Source organism: Verrucosispora sp. ts21, from assembly GCF_002879555.1.
In the GTDB taxonomy this organism is placed as follows: domain Bacteria; phylum Actinomycetota; class Actinomycetes; order Mycobacteriales; family Micromonosporaceae; genus Micromonospora; species Micromonospora gifhornensis.
Genome location: NZ_PNOZ01000075.1, coordinates 1 through 19,040 on the forward strand (window position 1 = coordinate 1; position 19,040 = coordinate 19,040).

The following is a 19,040-nucleotide window of genomic DNA, read 5'->3' on the forward strand; positions in this document are numbered from 1 at the left end:
GGGAGGGAGGGAGGGGACGGGGGTGGGGCTGTTAGGTGCGGGTCCAGCGTTGGTTGGGGGCGGTGTGGCAGGTCCAGACGATCACGGGGGTGCCGTTGGCGGTGCCGTTGTTGTTGACGTCCAGGCAGAGGTTGGGGGAGCGGACGTTGCTGATGGTGCCGTTGCTGTTGAACGTCCACTGTTGGTTGGTGCCACCGTTGCAGTCCCAGATCTGTACGGGGGTGCCGGTGGTGGCGGTCGGGGAGATGTCCAGGCACTTGCCGAGCACCTGAAGCGCCTGACCGTTCTGAGTGAAGCTCTGGTTGCTGGCGGTGTGGCAGTCCCAGATCAGCGTGGCGGTGCCGTTGGCGGTGCCGCTGTTGTTGACGTCCAGGCAGCGGCCGGACGATTCGCTGCGCAGCCGGAAGGTGGGCGGCGGGGGCGGGGGAGTGGTGGTGCCGCCACCGCTGACCCGGTAGACCACGGTGCCGTGCGCCGGCACGCTGGCCGAGATCGTTCCGGTGCTCGTCGAGGTGGTGTTGGTCCAGGCGTCGCGCAGGGTGAACGAGTTGCCGGACTTGCCGATCGCCGCCGCCGTGGTGGAGACGGTGGTGGTGGAGTTGCCCTGGTTGAACAGGGCGACCGCGACGTCGCCGTTGGCCAGCCGCTTGGCCAGCACCCGGCGGATGCCGTCGTTGGAGACCTGCACTGCCTGCAGCGCCAGGGAATCCTGGTTGATGGCGACGAGGTTCTGGTTGCGCAGGATGTCCAGCGTGGCGGCGCTGGCGTTACGGATGTCGTTGCCGGCGATCAGCGGCGCCGCCATGATCGCCCAGAGGGCGAAGTGGCTGCGCATCTCGGTGTCGGTCATGCCGCCGTTGCCGACCACGAGCATGTCCGGGTCGTTGAACGAGCCCGGTGAGGCGTACGAGGCGATGGGCACGTTGACGTTGACGATGTTCTGGATGCCCATCGGGTAGCCGTTGGTCTGGCCGGTGTTCCACGCGTTGGTGATGTCCTCGGTGGTCCGCCACATGTTGGCGATGTCGCCCCAGTTGCGCTGGGGGCCGGTCTTCTCGTGGATGCTGTTCGGGTTGATGCTGTAGACGATGGGCCGACCGGTGGCCGCGAGGGCGTCACGCATCAGCGAGAACCCGGCGATCTGGTCGTTGATGGTGCCCCACGGTGAGCACCAGTCGTACTTGAGGAAGTCCACGCCCCAGGCGGCGAACTGTCGGGCGTCCTGGTATTCGTGTCCGAGGCTGCCGGTGGAACCGGGCCAGGCGCCGAAGTACTGGGCGCAGGTCTTCTCCCGGGGCACCTGGTAGAGGCCGAAGAGCAGACCTCGGGAGTGCAGGTAGTCGCCGAGGGCCTTCATGCCGCTGGGGAAGCGACCGGCGTGGGCCTGGAGGTTTCCCTGCGCGTCGCGGTTCGGGTCGAACCAGCAGTCGTCGACGACGACGTACTTGTAGCCGAGGTCGCGCATGCCGGTGTTGACGATCGCGTCGGCCATCTGCCGGATCAGCGTCTCGTTGATGTTGCAGCCGAAGGTGTTCCAGGTGTTCCACCCCATCGGTGGGGTGCGGGCCACGCCGTTGTTCAGCGCCTGTGCGGGTTTCGGTGAGTGGAGTCCGTCGACGATGACCGTGGTGAGCGTCAGTACCAGAACGCTCAGGACGGCCAACCATCGTGGTCGTGCACGCATTCGATCCTCCTCGGGACAGGGACGGTGAGTGGTAGTCATCGATGACCGACCGGTGAGTTGTCGGGCAGCCCAGGTGGTTCGTCGAGCGGGCGCGGGCAGCGTCGTCTGCTCGCGGTCAGATGGACGGAGTACCGCCGGCCGTGGCAGGGACGCCGTCGCCCACGGCCCGCCCGAGGATCGCGTCGGCCGTCACGTGGTCGCGTTACGACGTGGGCGGTGTGACGGTGGCGGTTCTCCCGGACACGGGCGCTCCGATGTCAGGGATGTTATCGCTGCCATCTGGTTCTGTAAATCGGCGTCGATGGATGCCAAGCGGACTTCTCGACCTGATCGGGAGCAGTTGCCCAGTCCTGCTGGTGCTGATTTCGCACGTGGAAACGATTCAGTTGGCGATCGGCTCCAGTACGGCCTCGCGTCGGCACGGATGTCGACGAGGGCGGTGGAGTCGCCCCTGTGGAATCGACGGATGTTAACGCTCATGTGTCGAATCGAGGCGCCTTCGCGGGTGGCCCGGAGGCCTTTGTGGATGGCATCGATCGATCACCCGGCAAGCCCGGGCCGACGGCTGTAGTCGTTACAGTGGCCGGCGGGCTCCGGTGCTGACGCGGCCGCTGCGGGCGGAGCCGCCGGAGCGGTCGCGGGCAGCCGACGGCCGTGCGTCGCCCGCGCCGACCGGGTGCGACATCGGATACCGCTTGCGCATCCCGGCATCTGGCGCAGGATGGGCCGGGTACGCGGTGTCGCGCCGATCGTTGCGGGTGGTCGGACGGGTCGCCGCACTCCGTTACGGAGCTGTTGCCGGCCGGTGTCTTGACGACGCCGGATGTGAGCGTTAACACTGAGGTCCGTCATCGGCCGGAGGTGAGCATGAGCGGTGTGGGCGAAGTCGGCGACCGGTATGTCGTCGGAGTCGACTACGGGACCCTGTCCGGGCGGGCCCTGGTGGTCCGCGTACGCGACGGTGCCGAACTGGGTACGGCGGTGCACGAGTACCGCAACGCCGTCATCGAGTCCGCACTGCCCGACGGCGGCCCGTCCCTGCCACCGGACTGGGCGTTGCAGGACCCGCAGGACTACCGCGACGTGCTGCGTCACGCCGTGCCGGCGGCCGTCGCCGCCGCCGGAGTGGACCCGCGTGACGTCGTCGGCATCGGCATCGACTTCACCGCCTGCACGATCCTGCCGACGCTCGCCGACGGCACTCCACTGTGCGAGGTGCCGGAGCTGCGGCAGCGGCCGCACGCCTGGGTGAAGCTCTGGAAGCACCACGCGGCCCAGCCGCACGCCGACCGGATCAACGCCCTTGCCCACGAACGCGGCGAGCCGTGGATCGGCCGCTACGGCGGCAAGATCTCCGCCGAGTGGCAGTTCGCCAAGGGGCTGCAACTGCTGGAGGAGGACCCGGAGGTCTACCAGCGGGCCGACCGGTTCATCGAGGCCGCCGACTGGATCGTCTGGCAGTTGTGCGGCGTCGAGACCCGCAACGTCTGCACGGCCGGTTACAAGGGCATCATGCAGGACGGCAAGTACCCGTCGACGGATTACCTGACCGCCCTCAACCCCGACTTCGGCGACTTCGTGACCAAGCTCGACGGTCCGCTGCTGCCGCTGGCCGACAAGGCCGGCGAGCTGACCGCGCAGGCCGCCGCCTGGACCGGCCTGCCGCAGGGCATCGCGGTGGCCGTCGGCAACGTCGACGCGCACGTCACCGCCGCCTCCGCGCAGGCCCTCGCACCGGGCCGACTTGTCGCAATCATGGGCACCTCCACCTGCCACGTGGTCAATGGCGCCCAGCCGGCCGAGGTGGCCGGGATGTGCGGCGTCGTCGAGGGCGGCATCAGCGCCGGGGCCTGGGGCTACGAGGCCGGTCAGAGCGGGGTCGGCGACATCTTCGGCTGGTTCGTCAAGCACGCCGCCCCGGCGGAGGTGGCCTCGCACGAGCGGCTCACCGAGCTCGCCGCCGCCCAGCCGGTCGGCGCCCACGGTCTGGTCGCGCTGGACTGGTGGAACGGCAACCGGTCGTTGCTTGTCAACCACGACCTCAGTGGAATGATCGTCGGCCTGACCCTGGCCACCCGTCCGGAGGACGTCTACCGGGCGTTGCTGGAGGCGACGGCGTACGGCACCCGCATGATCATCGAGGCGTTCGTCGAGGCGGGAGTGCCGGTCAACGACCTGGTGATCGCCGGCGGGCTCACCTCGAACAAGCTGCTGATGCAGATCTACGCCGACGTCACCAACCGGCCGTTGAGCATCATCGGCTCGGCGCAGGGCCCGGCGCTCGGCTCGGCCATCCACGCCGCGGTGGCCGCCGGCGAGTACTCCTCGATCCACGAGGCGTCGCAGGCGATGGGCCGGATCAGCGAGGCGGTCTACCGCCCCGATCCGGACCGGGTACGCGCCTACGACGCGCTCTACGCCGAGTACCGCACGCTGCACGACCACTTCGGTCGCGGCGCCAACGACGTGATGCTGCGCCTGCGGGCGATCCGGAACGCGGCCGCGGGATCGGCCGCGTCGACGAACGAGACCGCGTTGGAGGAGGTGGCATGATCGAGCGTGAGTTGCGCGAGACCGTCGCTCGGCTGCACGGCGAACTGACCCGCTACGGGCTGGTGGCCTGGACGGCCGGGAACGTCTCCGCGCGGGTACCCGGCCGGGACCTGATGATCATCAAGCCGAGCGGTGTCGACTACGACGACCTGTCCGCCGACAACATGGTGCTCTGCGACCTCGACGGCGTACCGGTCGAGGGTGACCTGTCGCCGTCGAGTGACACCGCCGCGCACGCCTACGTCTACCGGGCCATGCCCGAGGTCGGCGGCGTGGTGCACACCCACAGCACGTACGCGACCGCCTGGGCGGCTCGCGGCGAGTCGATCCCCTGCTGGCTGACCGCCCAGGCCGACGAGTTCGGCGGGGAGATCCCGGTGGGTCCGTTCGCGCTGATCGGCGGGGACGACATCGGCAAGGGGATCGTCAGCACGCTGACCGGGCACCGCTCGCCGGCCGTACTGATGCGCAACCACGGGGTCTTCACCATCGGGCGTACCGCTCGGGCCGCGGTCAAGGCCGCGGTGATGTGCGAGGACGTCGCCCGGACCGCGCACCTGGCACGGGCGCTCGGGCAGCCGGTGCCGATGGCGCAGGCGGACATCGACGCCCTCTACGACCGCTACCAGAACGTCTACGGCCAACGTCCCGCGCCGGCGACGACCACCTGACCCCGGCCGCGACCCGGCCGGGCCGCGACCGAATTCGTACCACCGTGCACAGGATCCACACCACCAGTACGCCATGCCGCCGGTCTCGGCCGACGGCGTGGAACCCGCACCCCCACCCGAGGAGATCCGATGAGAAACATGCGAATGTCCCTCGCGCCTCGGCGCGCCGTCGCGGCGCTCGCCGCCGTGCTTCTGGCCGGCGGCATGGCAGCCTGCGGCAACAGTGACACCGGAACCGACGAAGGAGGAAGCGGCGACGGCAAGATCGTCATGGGCTTCTCCCAGGTCGGTGCGGAGAGCGGCTGGCGGACGGCCAACACCAACTCCATCAAGGAGGCGGCTGCCGAGGCGGGCATCGAGCTGAAGTTCGACGACGCCCAGCAGAAGCAGGAGAACCAGATCAAGGCCATCCGCAACTACATCCAGCAGAAGGTCGACGTGATCGCCTTCTCGCCGGTCGTGGAGTCGGGCTGGGACACCGTGCTCAAGGAGGCCAAGGACGCCGGCATCCCGGTCATCCTGACCGACCGCGCCGTGGACTCGGCCGACAAGTCGCTGTACAAGACGTTCCTCGGCTCGGACTTCGTCAAGGAAGGCCGGCTGTCGGGCGAGTGGCTGGTCGAGCAGATGAAGAGCGCGACCGGCGACGTGAACATCGTCGAGCTGCAGGGCACCACCGGCTCGGCCCCGGCCAACGACCGCAAGAAGGGCTTCGGCGAGGCGATCGCCGCCGACCCCAAGTTGAAGGTCATCGCCTCCCAGTCGGGTGACTTCACCCGTGCCGGTGGCAAGCAGGTCATGGAGCAGTTCCTCAAGGCCCACCCGAAGATCGACGTGCTCTTCGCGCACAACGACGACATGGGTCTGGGTGCTCTCGAAGCCATCACCGCGGCGGGCAAGGAGCCCGGCAAGGACATCATCATCATCACCATCGACGCGGTGAAGGATGGCATGCAGGCCCTGGCCGACGGCAAGTTCAACTTCATCGCGGAGTGCAGCCCGCTGCTCGGCCCACAGCTGATGGAGCTGGCCAAGAAGGTGCACGCCGGTGAAGAGGTGCCGCCGCGGATCGAGACCGAGGAGACCACCTTCACCCAGGAGCAGGCCAAGGAGGCTCTGCCCAACCGTAAGTACTGATCGATGCCCGGGGTCGCCACACTGATCGTGGCGGCCCCGCCGCGTCGCCCACTTCCCCGACGGACCGGGCGGCCCGACACCTCCGGTGCCCACGTCCGCCCGATCGACCCCCGGGTCGGTCGGGCGGACGTCACGGGACGGCCGTATTCCCCCGAACAGAATCGAACCCAGAAGAAGGCCTGATGGGATGACGGATAGCCGTCCGGTCCTGACGATGACCGGGATCAGTAAGTCCTTTCCTGGAGTGCGCGCACTCCACAACGTCGACTTCCGGCTCTTTCCCGGCGAGGTGCACGCCCTCATGGGCGAGAACGGCGCCGGCAAGTCGACCCTGATCAAGGTGTTGACCGGGGTCTACGGCATCGACGAGGGCACCATCACGCTGGGCGACGAGCAGGTGGCCTTCTCCGGCCCGATGCAGGCGTCCGCCGCCGGCGTGAGCACGGTCTACCAGGAGGTCAACCTCTGCCCCAACCTCTCCGTGGCGGAGAACATCTTCATCGGCCGGGAGCCCCGACTCTTCGGTGCCGTCCGCTGGGGTGAGGTACGCCGTCGCGCCCGCAAACTGCTGACCCGTCTCGACCTCGACATCGACGTCACCGCGCCGGTGGCCAGCTACTCCCTGGCGGTCCAGCAGATGGTCGCCATCGCCCGCGCGATCGACGTGCAGGCGCGGGTACTGATCCTCGACGAGCCGACCTCCAGTCTGGACGCCGGTGAGGTGGCGCAGCTGTTCCGCGTCATGCGCCAGTTGCGCGACGAGGGAATCGCGATCCTCTTCGTGACCCACTTCCTCGACCAGGTCTACGGCATCGCCGACCGGATCACCGTGCTGCGCAACGGCACCCTGGTCGGTGAGTACCCGATCGCGGAGCTGCCGCAGCTCGCCCTGGTCGAGAAGATGATCGGCAAGGAACTCGACGTCCTGGAACGGCTGGAGGAGCAGCCCCGGCGGGAGCTCGCGGCCCTGGAGGGCGGCACCCCGTTCGTGGCGGTCTCCGAGCTGGGTCGCAAGGGCGCGATCGCCCCGTTCAGCCTGACCATCCACGCCGGCGAGGTGGTCGGCCTGGCCGGCCTGCTCGGCTCGGGGCGTACCGAGGCGGCGCGGTTGTTCTTCGGCGCGGACCGCGCCGACCGGGGCGAGGTCGCGGTGAACGGCAAACCGACAAGCCTGCGCAACCCGGTCCAGGCCATCGAGTACGGCATCGGGTTCTGTTCGGAGAACCGCCGCGCGGAGGGGATCATCCCCGACCTGTCCGTCCGGGAGAACATGATCCTGGCGATGCAGGCGGCCCGGGGCTGGCTCCGCCCGATCCCACGCCGACGCCAGGACGAGCTGGTCGAGCAGTACATCAAGGCGCTGAGCATCCGACCCGCCAACCCGGACGTGCCGGTGCGTAACCTGTCCGGCGGCAACCAGCAGAAGGTGCTGCTGGCCCGCTGGCTGATCACCGAGCCTCGCCTGCTCATCCTGGACGAGCCGACCCGCGGCATCGACATCGGCGCCAAGGCCGAGATCCAGAAGCTCGTCGTGCAGTTGTCCGACGGCGGCATGGCCGTGCTGTTCATCTCCGCCGAGCTGGAGGAGGTGCTGCGGCTCAGCCACAAGGTTGCGGTGATGCGCGACCGGGAGATGGTGGCGCAGCTCGACAACGACGACACTGTGGACGCCGAGCGCGTGATGCAGACCATCGCCAGCGGATCGACGAGGAAGGAGGCGAGCCAGTGAACGAGCGTCTCAGGTCGATGGCGAGCCACCGGCTGTTCTGGCCGGTGGCGGTCCTCGTGGTGATGCTGGCGGTGAACACGATCTACCGTCCCGGCTTCCTGGCCGTCGAGGTGAACAACGGGCACCTCTACGGCACCCCGATCGACATCCTCCGGTTGAGCGCCCCGCTGATCCTGGTCGGGCTGGGCATGACCCTGGTCATCTCCACCGGCGGTATCGACTTGTCGGTCGGTTCGATCTGCGCCATCAGCGGCGCCATCGCCTGTCTGCACATCAGTCAGGCACCGGACCAGAACAGCCTGGTCACCGTCTTCACCGCGTTGGCCATGGCGCTCGGCGCCGCACTCGTGCTCGGCGCGTGGAACGGTGTGCTCGTCTCCGTGATCGGCATCCAGCCGATCATCGCCACGCTGATCCTCATGGTGGCGGGCCGGGGCCTGGCCCAGCTGGTCACCGAGGGACAGATCATCACCATCAACTCGGGGCCGTACCGGGCGATCGGGCTGGGGCACCTGCTGACCCTGCCGCTGGCGATCTTCATCGCGCTGGGCGCGGCCCTGCTCGTCGCCGCGCTGACCCGCCGTACCGCCCTCGGCATGATCATCGAGTCGGTGGGTGGCAACCGCGAGGCCAGCCGGCTGGCCGGCATCCGGTCGGCCCGGATGGTCTTCCTCGTCTACGTGGTCAGCGCGGCATGTGCGGCCGTCGCCGGCTTCATGATGACCGCCAACGTCTCCAGCGCCGACGGCAACAACGCCGGCCTCTGGGTCGAGCTGGACGCGATCCTCGCGGTCGTCATCGGCGGCACGTCGCTGGCCGGTGGCCGGTTCTATCTCAGCGGCACCATCCTCGGCGCGCTGATCATCCAGACCCTCACCACGACGGTGTACGCCATGAACATCTCCCCCCAGACGGCCCTGCTGTTCAAGGCGGTGGTCGTCATCGCGGTCTGCCTCATCCAGGCACCGGAGTTCCGGGCCAAGCTCGGTCGGCGCAGGCGCGGTGGACCGGCCTCGCCGACCTCGACCCCGCAGCCGCAGAAGGAAGAGGTGACGGCGTGACCACGACCTCGCTGACCACCGGCCCGCGGTGGGCCCGACTGCCCCGGCGTCACGTGCCGGTGCTTGTCACCCTCGCCCTGCTGCTGGTCATGTACGGCATCGGCGTGTCCCAGTACCGCGCCTTCTCCAACATCCAGGTCATCTTCAACGTCTTCATCGACAACGGCTTCCTGCTCGTGGTCGCGGTCGGGATGACCTTCGTGATCCTCACCGGCGGCATCGACCTGTCGGTCGGCTCGGTGGTCGCGATGACGGCGATGGTCTCGGCCTGGTTGCTCGAATCCGGTCTGCCGGCGTTGCCGGTGCTGATCATCGCGCTGCTCATCGGGCCGACCCTCGGCTTCCTGATGGGCTGTGCGATCCACTTCTTCGACATCCAGCCGTTCATCGTGACACTCGCCGGGATGTTCTTCGCCCGGGGCATGTGCACGTTCATCAGTGACTCGTCGATCCGGATCACCGACGGCTTCTGGACCACGATGGCGCAGTACCGGATCGGCGATCCCCGCGGCAACTTCGTCTCGGTCAGCGTCCTGATCGCCTTCGCGGTCGTGCTGATCGCCGCGTACGTGCTGGCGTACACCCGCTTGGGGCGCAACGTGTACGCGATCGGCGGCAACCCGCAGTCGGCGCTGTTGATGGGCCTGCCGGTGGGCCGTACCCGGATCGCGGTCTACACGATCAGCGGGCTCTGCTCGGCGATCGGCGGGATCCTGCTGTCGTTCTACACCCTGTCCGGCGCGCCGCTGATCGCGGTGGGCATGGAACTCGACGTGATCGCGGCGGTGGTGATCGGTGGCACCGTCCTGACCGGTGGATCGGGCTACGTGTTCGGCACGGTGCTCGGTGTGCTGGTGCTCGGCGTGATCCAGACTCTGATCACCTTCGACGGCAGCCTCAACTCCTGGTGGACCAAGATCGTGATCGGAGGCCTGCTCTTCGCGTTCATCCTGTTCCAGCGCCTCATCGGCATCCGCTACAAGTGACCGCCCCTCTCGCGGAAGGCAACTCCCATGGCAGCACAACCTGAACCCGAGGTCTGGTTCCTCACCGGAAGCCAGGCGATGTACGGCGAGGACACCCTCCGGCAGGTGGCCGAGCAGTCCCGTCAGATCGCCGCCCTGCTCGACGACTCGCCGCACATCCCCGCCCGGGTGGTCTGGAAGCCGGTCCTGACCACAAGCGCCGACATCCTGAAGGTCTGTCAGGACGCCAGCGTGCACGGGGCGGTCGGGGTCATCGCCTGGATGCACACCTTCTCGCCGGCGAAGATGTGGATCACCGGCTTGGACGCGCTGCGTACGCCGCTGCTGCACCTGCACACGCAGGCAAACGTTCAGCTGCCATGGCACGAGATCGACATGGACTTCATGAACCTCAACCAGGCCGCCCACGGCGACCGGGAGTTCGGGTTCATCCAGACCCGCCTAGGGGTGGCCCGCAAGACGGTCGCCGGGCACGTCACCGACCCGCGGGTGGTCTCCCGCGTCGGCGCCTGGACCCGGGCCGCGATCGGCTGGTCGGCGATGCGTTCGCTGCGCCTGGCCCGCTTCGGCGACAACATGCGCGACGTCGCGGTGACCGAGGGCGACAAGGTGGAGGCGGAGCTGCGCTTCGGCGTCTCGGTCAACACCTATGGCGTCAACGACCTGGTCACGGCCGTCGACGAGGTCGCCGAGGCGCAGATCGACGACCTGGTCAAGGAGTACGACGACACGTTCCGGGTCGCCGCCGAGCTGCGTCCCGGCGGTGACCGGCACGACTCGCTGCGCTACGCCGCCCGCATCGAGCTCGGTCTGCGTACCTTCCTGGACGCCGGTGGCTTCCGCGCCTTCACCACGAACTTCGAGGACCTCGGCGGACTGCGGCAACTGCCCGGCATCGCGGTGCAGCGGCTGATGGCCGACGGGTACGGCTTCGGCGGCGAGGGCGACTGGAAGACCTCGGTGCTGGTGCACACCGTCAAGGCGATGGCGGTCGGGGCCGAGGGCGGCACCTCCTTCATGGAGGACTACACCTACGACCTCACGCCGGGCCAGGAGCTGATCCTCGGCGCGCACATGCTGGAGGTGTGCCCGACGATCGCCTCAGGCGTGCCGAACGTCGAGATCCACCCGCTGAGCATCGGTGGCCGGGAGGACCCGGTCCGGCTGGTCTTCGACGCCGCACCCGGCCCGGCGGTGGTGCTCGGTCTGGCCGACATGGGGGAGCGGTTCCGGCTGGTCGCCAACGAGGTCGACGTGGTGGCGCCGCCGCAGCCGCTGCCCAAGCTCCCGGTGGCCCGGGCCGTCTGGCAGCCCCGCCCGAGCCTGGCCGGCTCTGCCGAGGCGTGGATCACCGCGGGCGCGCCGCACCACACCGTGCTGTCCCAGGGCGTCGGGGTGGAGGAGCTGCACGATCTGGCCGAGATGGCCCGTACCGAACTGGTCGTCATCGACGCGGACACCGAGCCGCGCCGCTTCGCCAACGAACTGCGCTGGAACCAGGCGTACTACCGGCTCGCCCGGGGCTTCTGAGCACGACCCTCTCGGCGTGACGGGCGCGCCGCCCGTCACGCCGAGACGGCAGCGCGCGCTTTCGCGGCTGCCTCGCCCCGGCCGACCCGCCACCCACCGGCCGGGGCACCGCCCTGCCGGTGGCAGGTCCTCACCTTCGCCTCCGCCGCCCGATCGCGCGGCGGATGTTACGTCTTGACTAACGTCGTGTTATCGCTCACAGTCGATAGTGAAGACGGACGATATCTGTGGCTGTCCGGGCCGCTTCGCGTCTCTCCCAGTAAATGATCTCTTGTCGTCCTTTGGGCACGGGATGGCATGTTAGCGATCACATGACTGGTCTGAGATCACCACGACGCTCGCCGCAGTGGAGACCGTCCCGCTCAGATGGCTCGTCATTGCTGAAGGAGGATCATGGTTGCCATTGGCGAGGTCTCAGGACCCGCGCCGCGTAGGCGTGGGTGGTGGTCGCGGATGTGGGCCGCGGTGGCGGCGGCGGTGATGGTCGGCGGCACGCTGGTGGCGGTGGCCGCAACGCCGGCCTCGGCCGCGACGGTCGACACCAACGCGTGGTACGTGCTGGTCAACCGCAACAGCGGCAAGGCGCTCGACGTGTACAACCTGGCGACCAACGACGGCGCGCGGATCACCCAGTGGTCGCGTAACGACGGGAACCAGCAGCAGTGGCAGTTCGTCGACTCCGGCGGTGGCTACTACCGGCTCAAGTCGCGGCTGTCGGGCAAGGTGCTCGACGTCTACAACTTCTCCACCGCCAACGGTGCCTCGATCGTGCAGTGGTCCGACCACAACGGGACCAACCAGCAGTTCCGGTTGGCCGACTCGGCCGGTGGCTACGTACGGCTGATCAACAGGAACTCGAACCGGGTGATGGAGGTGCAGAACGCCTCGACCGCCGACGGCGGCAACATCGTCCAGTACGACGACTGGAACGGTGCCAACCAGCAGTGGCAGCTGGTCCGCATGGGCGACGGACCCACTCCGGGGCCGACGACCCCGCCGCCCACCGGTGGCAACTTCACAAACCCGGTGGTCTGGCAGGACTTCGCGGACGTCGAGGTGATCCGGGTCGGCGACGTCTACTACATGACCGCCTCGACGATGCACTACTCGCCCGGCGCGCCGATCCTGCGCTCCTGGGACCTGGTGAACTGGGAGTTCGCCGGGCACTCGGTGCCCCGGCTGGACTTCGGCACCAAGTACGACCTGCCCCCCGGGCAACAGGCGTACGTGGAGGGCATCTGGGCGTCGACCCTGAGCTACCGGCCGAGCAACCAGACGTACTACTGGGCCGGGTGCATCAACTTCGCCCAGACCCACATCTACACCGCCAAGGCCGTCGACGGCGATTGGACCCGGCACGCCACCCTGCCCTGCTACTACGACGCCGGCATGCTCATCGACGACAACGACACGATGTACGTCGCGTACGGCAACGGCACCATCAGCGTCGCGCAGCTCTCCGCCGACGGGCGCAGCCAGGTGCGCGCCCAGCAGGTCTACCAGACCCCGTCGAGCATCGGCACCCTGGAAGGCGCCCGGTTCTACAAGCGCAACGGGGCCTACTACATCTGGTTGACCCGCCCCGCCAACGGCCAGTACGTGCTGAAGTCCACGAACGGACCCTTCGGCCCGTACGAGCAGCGGCAGGTGCTGCTCAACATGCAGGGCCCGATCTCCGGCGGTGGCGTACCCCACCAGGGCGGCCTGGTGCAGACCCCGAACGGCGCCTGGTACTACATGGCCTTCACCGACGCGTACCCGGGCGGGCGGGTGCCGACCCTGGCCCCGATCAACTGGACCGCCGACGGCTGGCCGCAGGTGCAGACGGTCAACGGTGCCTGGGGCGTGAACTACCCCAACCCGTTGCCGCTGCGTCCGGTCAAGCCGCTCACCGGGGTGGACACCTTCGCCGGCACCACCCTCGGCCCACAGTGGGAGTGGAACCACAACCCGGACAACAGCCGGTGGTCGGTGAACAACGGCCTGCGGCTGCAGACCGCCTCGGTCACCAACGACCTCTACCAGGCCCGTAACACGGTCACCCACCGCATCCAGGGGCCGACCTCGACGGCGACCATCGAGCTCGACTACTCCACGATGCGCGACGGCGACCGTACCGGTCTGGCCATGCTGCGCGACGTCTCGGCCTGGATCGGGGTACGGCGTGACAACGGGCAGACCCGGGTGGTCATGACCAACGGGCTGAACATGAACAGCAACTGGGACACCACAAGCACCGGCAGCGAGATCGCCAGCGCGGCGGTGTCCGGCGGGCGGATCTGGCTGCGGGCCAACGCCGACATCAGGCCCGGCTCCGGCCGGCAGGCCCGCTTCTCGTACAGCACCGACGGGGTCAACTTCGTCTCGTTGGGCAACGCCCTGACCCTCAACAACAACTGGACATTCTTCATGGGGTACCGGTTCGCCATCTTCAACCACGCCACCCAGGCACTGGGCGGCGCGGTGACCGTGCGACGCTTCGAGCTGGCGACGCCCTGACCTCGATCGTCAGGCGGCTCTCGAAGTGGGTCCGGCGTTCTCCTCCGGCAACGCCGACCACCGGGAACGAGGTCACCAGCCACCGGTGACCGGCGGGTGGCGCCCAGGCATGGGCGCCACCCGCACCACGCGCCGGTCCGGGCCGCAATTTTGCGGAATCGTGGCCCGGATCGCCGCGCGGCGAAAGGCGCGGAGCAGCGACGCGAAAAGCGTGGAGCAGCGACTTCGAATCACCCTTTAGCCGATCGGTGCTGATCGGAAAGACGGACATCCGTCAATCCGCGTCTGGCCTGTCGGCGTATGACGTCGTCGCTGTCGTAGACTGTGCGTGATCTAGCGAAAAGCCACCCCGGCTGGCACGGGCCGGCGTGGGCGTCGCGAGAGGGATCGTGAATCTGAGCCGCTCCGGTCAGTGTCGACGGGTCGCGGCGACCCACGGGCATGCGGGAGTGTGAGATGGCCGTACGCGATCCTGCGATGACGGACGTGGCTCGCCTCGCTGGCGTCTCCCACCAGACGGTTTCGCGAGTGCTCAACGGCCACCCGAACGTGCGGGAACAGACCCGGCTGCGGGTCCAGGCGGCAATAGCCGAGCTGGGCTACCGGCCGAACCGGGCGGCGCGTGCGCTGGTCACCGGTCGCTCTCAGGTGATCGGCGTGGTAGCGCAGAACACCACCCTCTACGGGCCGGCGTCACTGCTGGCCGCCTTGGAACAGACCGCCGCGGAGTCCGGCTTCGCGGTCAGTGTGGGCAGCGTCCGCGACCTCGATCACCGGTCCATCTCGGCGGTCGTCGAACGGCACCTGGCCCACCGGGTCGCCGGCATCGTGGTGATCGCACCGGTGGAGTCGGCCGGTGAGGCGCTGGAGCGGCTGCCCAACGACGTACCGTTGGTCACCGTCGACGGTGATCCGCGCCGACCGATGCCGCTGGTGACTGTCGACCAGGCAGCCGGTGCCCGAGCCGCGACCCAGCATCTGCTCGATGCCGGGCACCGTACGGTCTGGCACGTCTCCGGGCCGTCCGACTGGTTCGACAGCGCGGGCCGCATCGAGGGCTGGCGGAGCGCCCTGCTCTCGGCGGGCGTCGAGGTCCCGCCGCTGGTGCCGGCGGACTGGTCGGCGGCGGCCGGCTACCGGTGCGGGCAGATGCTCGCCCGGATGCCCGACGTGACAGCGGTCTTCACCGCCAACGACCATCTCGCGCTCGGGGTGCTGCGCGCCCTGCACGAGCACGGCCGACGGGTGCCGGACGACATAAGCGTGGTCGGCTTCGACGACGTGCCGGAAGCGGCCTACTTCATCCCACCGCTGACCACCGTCCGACCGGACTTCGTCGCGGTGGCGCGGGCCAGCCTGGAGATGCTGCTGGCGCAGATCGAAACCGACAGCGGCGGCGCTCTCCGCGAAACCATCGCCCCCTCCCTCGTATCCCGCCAATCCGTAGCCCCCCCACCCCGCCGCTAACCCGGCCCTGCCCCGGCCCCCGGCCCTCGCTCGGAGTGTTGATCAAGAGGTTTCGGTCAGAATCAGCTCGACATCCGACCAAAACCTCTTGATCATCCACCCCGCCGCGCCCCTGCGGCCTCAACCCGATCCCGGGCGGCTGGCCGGGTCGGTCCGCCCCGCCGTCTGGAACGGCGATCAAGAGGTTTTGGTCGGGGAGCGCGTGGGATCAGACCGAAACTTCTTGATCAACGGGGTGGGGCGGGGTGGGAGAGCGTGGGGTTGGCTGAGGTGGTGTCGGCCCGGACAGGTCGTCGGTCGTCGGGTGGCGGGAGTGGCTGACGTCCCGCAGTGCCCTGACAGACGGTGACCTCGAAGAGGAGTGTGCCCTTACTCCTGGCCAGAAGTTAGCATGTTATCGATAACACCATCAAGAGTGTCGATGGATTGACGACTGTGGGGGCGTTGCCTGCTGAGGGAACGGCTGCCGAGAAACGCGTGTGGGGCCCGAGCGGGAGGCCCGGGCCGCACACGCGTCAGGCGATCAGCGTCAGCCGTCAGCGATCAGCGTCAGCCGATCAGTGGTGGGGTGGTCAGATGAAGCGCCAGCGGTGGTCGTTGGCGCCGTTGTCGTCCCAGATGACGATCTGGGTGCCCTGGCTCGACGAGGCGCCGAGTACGCCGAGCACCCGGCCGCCGTTGGCGGACTGGATCCGGAAGTAGCCGTTTGCGCCGTACCGTAGCCGCCACCGGTTGGCGGACGAGCCGTTGTCGGCCCACTGGACCACCCGGGCGCCGGCGGCGCTGCTGCCGTTCTCCACGCCCAGCACCTTGCCGCTGTTCGAGTTGCGCAGCCGCAGGTAGCCGCCGCTGTCCACGATCGCGGTCCAGAGGTGGTCGGCGGTGCCGGTGTCACCCCACTGGATGACCAGGCCGCCGTCGGCGGTGGACATGTTCTGCACGCCGAGCACCAGGCCGGTGGCCAGGTTCTGGATGCGGCGGGCACCGTTGGGGACGAACCGCCACTGGTTGTCGAGGGTGCCGTTGTCCGGGTCCTGCACCACGCGGGCGCCTTGCGCGGTCGAGCCGTTCAGGACGGCCAGCAGCTTGCCGCTGTTTCCGTTGCGGATCTTGTGCGAGCCGTCGCCGGCGTCCACGATCGTCCAGCGGTGGTCGGCGGTGCCGGTGTCCGACCATTGCAGGACCTGCGCGTTGTCGGCGGTGGACATGTTCTGTACGCCGAGCACCTTGCCGCTGTTGGCGTTGCGGAACCGCACCGCGCTGCCGTCGACGACCAGCTGCCAGTCGTGGTCGGCGGTGCCGTTGTCGGCCCACTGCAACGCCGGTGCGCCGTCGGCGGTGGACATGTTCTCGATCCCGAGCACCAGGCCGGTGGCGGCGTTCACCAGCCGGAACGTGGCCTGCACCGGGCCGGAGGAGCCGCCGCTGCTCCAGTAGACGGTGTAGTTGTGCCCGTGCGCGTCGTAGAACGGGAGCAGGTTGACCTGCGAGTTGTTGGCGGTGGCGGTGAAGGTGAGCGCCGTGCTGCTGGTGCGGGTGACTGAGGCGGTGGCCAGCGCGGGCAGCGCCGACAGTGCGGTGTTGCCGTAGTTGCCGGAGAGCACCGTCGGGCCGTAGGTGAGGGCGACGACGCTCGGGCTGTCGTTCGTCGGCTCCACGACGACCTGCATCGGCAGCCGTACGGTCACCGTGTCGCCGGAGGTCCAGGTGCGGGTGAGCGATGCGTACGTGCCGGGCGTGGTGGCGATGCTCTGCACGGTGCCGTTGACGCTGATGGTGGCGTCCTGCGTCCAGGCGGGGATGCGGATGCGCATCGTCCACGAGCCGCCCACGGTGCCGGTGACGGTGAGCGTGCTGGTGTCGCTGGCCGGGTAGCTGGTCGACTGGGTGACGGTGATGCCGCGCTGCGACCAGTTCAGCACCGACGGCATGAACAGGTTCACCGTCAGCGTGCTGCCGTTGTGGAAGTAGATCGAGTCCATCAGGGTGGTGTTGTTCTCCAGGCCGGTGCCCTGGCAGCACCAGAAGGAGTTGTAGTCCGTACTCCAGGTGCCGCCACCCCAGGCCGGTCCCACGCCGCGCCGTCCGCCCGGTTGCAGCGGGGTGAAGTAGGTGATGTGGCCGTGGTTGTCGGCCGGGTTCTGCGCGCCGATCAGGTGGTTGAGCAGGGCGCGTTCGTAGAAGTCGAAGTACGCGACCCGGTTCGGGTCGAGCAGCCACAGCTCGCGGGTCAGCTTGAGCATGTTGTACGTGTTGCAGTGCTCGCAGGTGTCGTTGCGCAGGTACCCGGAGATGGCGTTCGGGGCCCGGAAGTGTTCGGCCTGGCTATTGCCGCCGATGGCGTACGTGCGGGTGTTGACTGTCAGGTTCCAGGCGTTGCTGGCGATGTCGCGGTAGCGGGTGGTGCCGGTGGCCTTGAACTCGCGGGCCGCGCCGATCCACTTCGGGATCTGGGTGTTGGCGTGCAGCCCGTTGAGTTGGTCCTGGTTCGCCGCGAGGGGGTTGAACACGGCGGCGTGGTCGAAGCGCTGGGCGACGGTCAGCCAACGGGCGTCGCCGGTCTGCTGGTACAGGTCGGTCAGCACCGCGTTCATGCCGCCGAACTCGGTGCCGAGCATGGCCTGCATCTGTGCGGAGCTGAGCCGACCGGTACGCCAGTCGACCCACCCGGCCAACGCCAGCAGCACGTCCCGGGCCTGGTTGTTGCCGATGTGCCGCCACACGTCGAGCAGGCCGACGAGGGTCTTGTGGATGGTGTAGTACGGCACGTTGCCGTTGTTGAGGGTGCGCGCCTCCACGGCGGTGAAGTCCGACTCGGGGTAGCCGCAGAGGTAGCCGGGGTTGAAGCCGGCGGCGGCGTTGTTTGCCTGACACTTCGCCAGCTCGGCCACCATGTAGTTGGCTTTGTCCCGGCAGGTGGTGTCGCCGAGCACGGCCCACATGTGCGACCAGGCGGTCAGGAAGTGCCCCTGGGAGTGGGTGCGGAACGGGAAGCTGGGTGCCTCCCAACCACCGAGCGCCGCAGCACCGGCAGTGGACAGCCGGTGGTTGGCGCGGAAGTTGTAGAGCAGCCGGTTGACGTCGACGAAGCGCAGGTAGTTCAGGGTGCGGTTCTGGTTGTCCAGCCAGCGGCTGGCGGTCAGTCGCACCTGGCCCATGTCGAAGGCGTACGCGGCCACGCCGAGGTCGGGTCGGACCGGCGGGATCGCCGCGCTGGCGGTGCCGCCACGCAGCAGGGGACCGACGGCGGTGGCGAGGGCGGCCGCGCCGGCGGCCTGGAGCACGTGTCGACGGTTGAGGGACGGGTAGGGCATCGCGGCCTCCCTGGTTGCGGGTGGGGGTGGTGGTAGCGGCCTGATGGAGCGTCACGAGCTGACCCGGAAGGGGACGTCCTGCCGGTCGTTGGCGCTGGAGGAGGAGCTGAGCGGTTCGATGCGCAGCACGTAGCCGGCGTGCCGCAGGCGGGCAGACGGGTGCTCGGGTGCCTGACCGGCGGCCGGAAACGGCGCAGTGGCGGGCGTCGTCGGCGCGCGGGGGCGTGGCATTGTGTGCTGCCGTGTGCGCGTCGGCCCGGCTCGTCCGTGGCACCGGAACGGGATCTGACCTCATCCGTACCGATTGATGTTATCGCTAACATTAGGGCCTGGGTCACACCTCCGCAACCCTCGTCTCCGCCCGGACGTGCCCCGGAAACGCAGGCGACCGCCCCTACCGTCGGAAGGA

General features: G+C 68.6%; 12 protein-coding genes. 9 read left to right on the top strand and 3 right to left on the bottom strand.

All coding sequences use genetic code 11. From position 1 onward, the window contains the following. Positions 1–31: 31 nt before the first annotated feature. A complete protein-coding gene (locus tag C1A38_RS24930) occupies positions 32–1,684 on the bottom strand; it encodes a glycoside hydrolase family 27 protein (RefSeq protein WP_102660156.1) in 1,653 nt (550 codons plus the stop codon). Positions 1,685–2,551: 867 nt separating this feature from the next. On the opposite strand from C1A38_RS24930, the gene araB reads away from it, so the two are divergent. From araB to C1A38_RS24975, 9 genes are all read left to right on the top strand, one after another. Further along, positions 2,552–4,237 (top strand): ribulokinase, encoded by a 1,686-nt coding sequence (gene araB, locus C1A38_RS24935; RefSeq protein ID WP_102660157.1) that lies wholly within the window; start codon positions 2,552–2,554, stop codon positions 4,235–4,237. Next, positions 4,234–4,908: an L-ribulose-5-phosphate 4-epimerase gene (locus C1A38_RS24940; RefSeq protein WP_013733666.1), complete on the top strand. Its 675-nt coding sequence runs from the start codon at positions 4,234–4,236 to the stop codon at positions 4,906–4,908. The genes araB and C1A38_RS24940 overlap by 4 nt, the downstream gene beginning before the upstream one ends. 129 nt (positions 4,909–5,037) lie before the next feature. Further along, positions 5,038–6,045 (top strand): ABC transporter substrate-binding protein, encoded by a 1,008-nt coding sequence (locus C1A38_RS24945; protein ID WP_198408907.1) that lies wholly within the window; start codon positions 5,038–5,040, stop codon positions 6,043–6,045. Positions 6,046–6,232: 187 nt separating this feature from the next. Further along, complete coding sequence (locus C1A38_RS24950; RefSeq protein WP_043720744.1) at positions 6,233–7,774, top strand: sugar ABC transporter ATP-binding protein; 1,542 nt, start codon at positions 6,233–6,235, stop codon at positions 7,772–7,774. 17 nt (positions 7,775–7,791) lie between these two features. Continuing rightward, positions 7,792–8,835 (top strand): ABC transporter permease, encoded by a 1,044-nt coding sequence (locus C1A38_RS24955; RefSeq protein WP_043720749.1) that lies wholly within the window; start codon positions 7,792–7,794, stop codon positions 8,833–8,835. Further along, a complete protein-coding gene (gene yjfF / locus C1A38_RS24960; RefSeq protein ID WP_013733670.1) occupies positions 8,832–9,821 on the top strand; it encodes a galactofuranose ABC transporter, permease protein YjfF in 990 nt (329 codons plus the stop codon). Before C1A38_RS24955 ends, yjfF begins: the two co-directional genes overlap by 4 nt. Before the next feature lie 27 nt (positions 9,822–9,848). Further along, positions 9,849–11,351 carry an L-arabinose isomerase gene (araA, locus tag C1A38_RS24965; RefSeq protein ID WP_013733671.1) on the top strand — a complete coding sequence of 501 codons (1,503 nt, stop codon included), beginning with the start codon at positions 9,849–9,851 and terminating at the stop codon, positions 11,349–11,351. A 453-nt stretch (positions 11,352–11,804) separates the two neighbouring features. Continuing rightward, positions 11,805–13,850 (top strand): family 43 glycosylhydrolase, encoded by a 2,046-nt coding sequence (locus tag C1A38_RS24970; RefSeq protein ID WP_233197004.1) that lies wholly within the window; start codon positions 11,805–11,807, stop codon positions 13,848–13,850. A gap of 477 nt (positions 13,851–14,327) precedes the next feature. After that, positions 14,328–15,317 carry a LacI family DNA-binding transcriptional regulator gene (locus tag C1A38_RS24975; RefSeq protein WP_199180323.1) on the top strand — a complete coding sequence of 330 codons (990 nt, stop codon included), beginning with the start codon at positions 14,328–14,330 and terminating at the stop codon, positions 15,315–15,317. 572 nt (positions 15,318–15,889) lie between these two features. Here the strand turns inward: C1A38_RS24975 and C1A38_RS24980 are convergent. Continuing rightward, the gene (locus tag C1A38_RS24980) at positions 15,890–18,631 is read right to left on the bottom strand and encodes a beta-L-arabinofuranosidase domain-containing protein (protein ID WP_102660159.1); all 2,742 of its coding nucleotides are present in this window, start codon (positions 18,629–18,631) and stop codon (positions 15,890–15,892) included. 51 nt (positions 18,632–18,682) lie between these two features. Beyond that, positions 18,683–18,862: a fascin domain-containing protein gene (locus tag C1A38_RS24985; protein ID WP_102660160.1), complete on the bottom strand. Its 180-nt coding sequence runs from the start codon at positions 18,860–18,862 to the stop codon at positions 18,683–18,685. Positions 18,863–19,040: the final 178 nt, after the last annotated feature.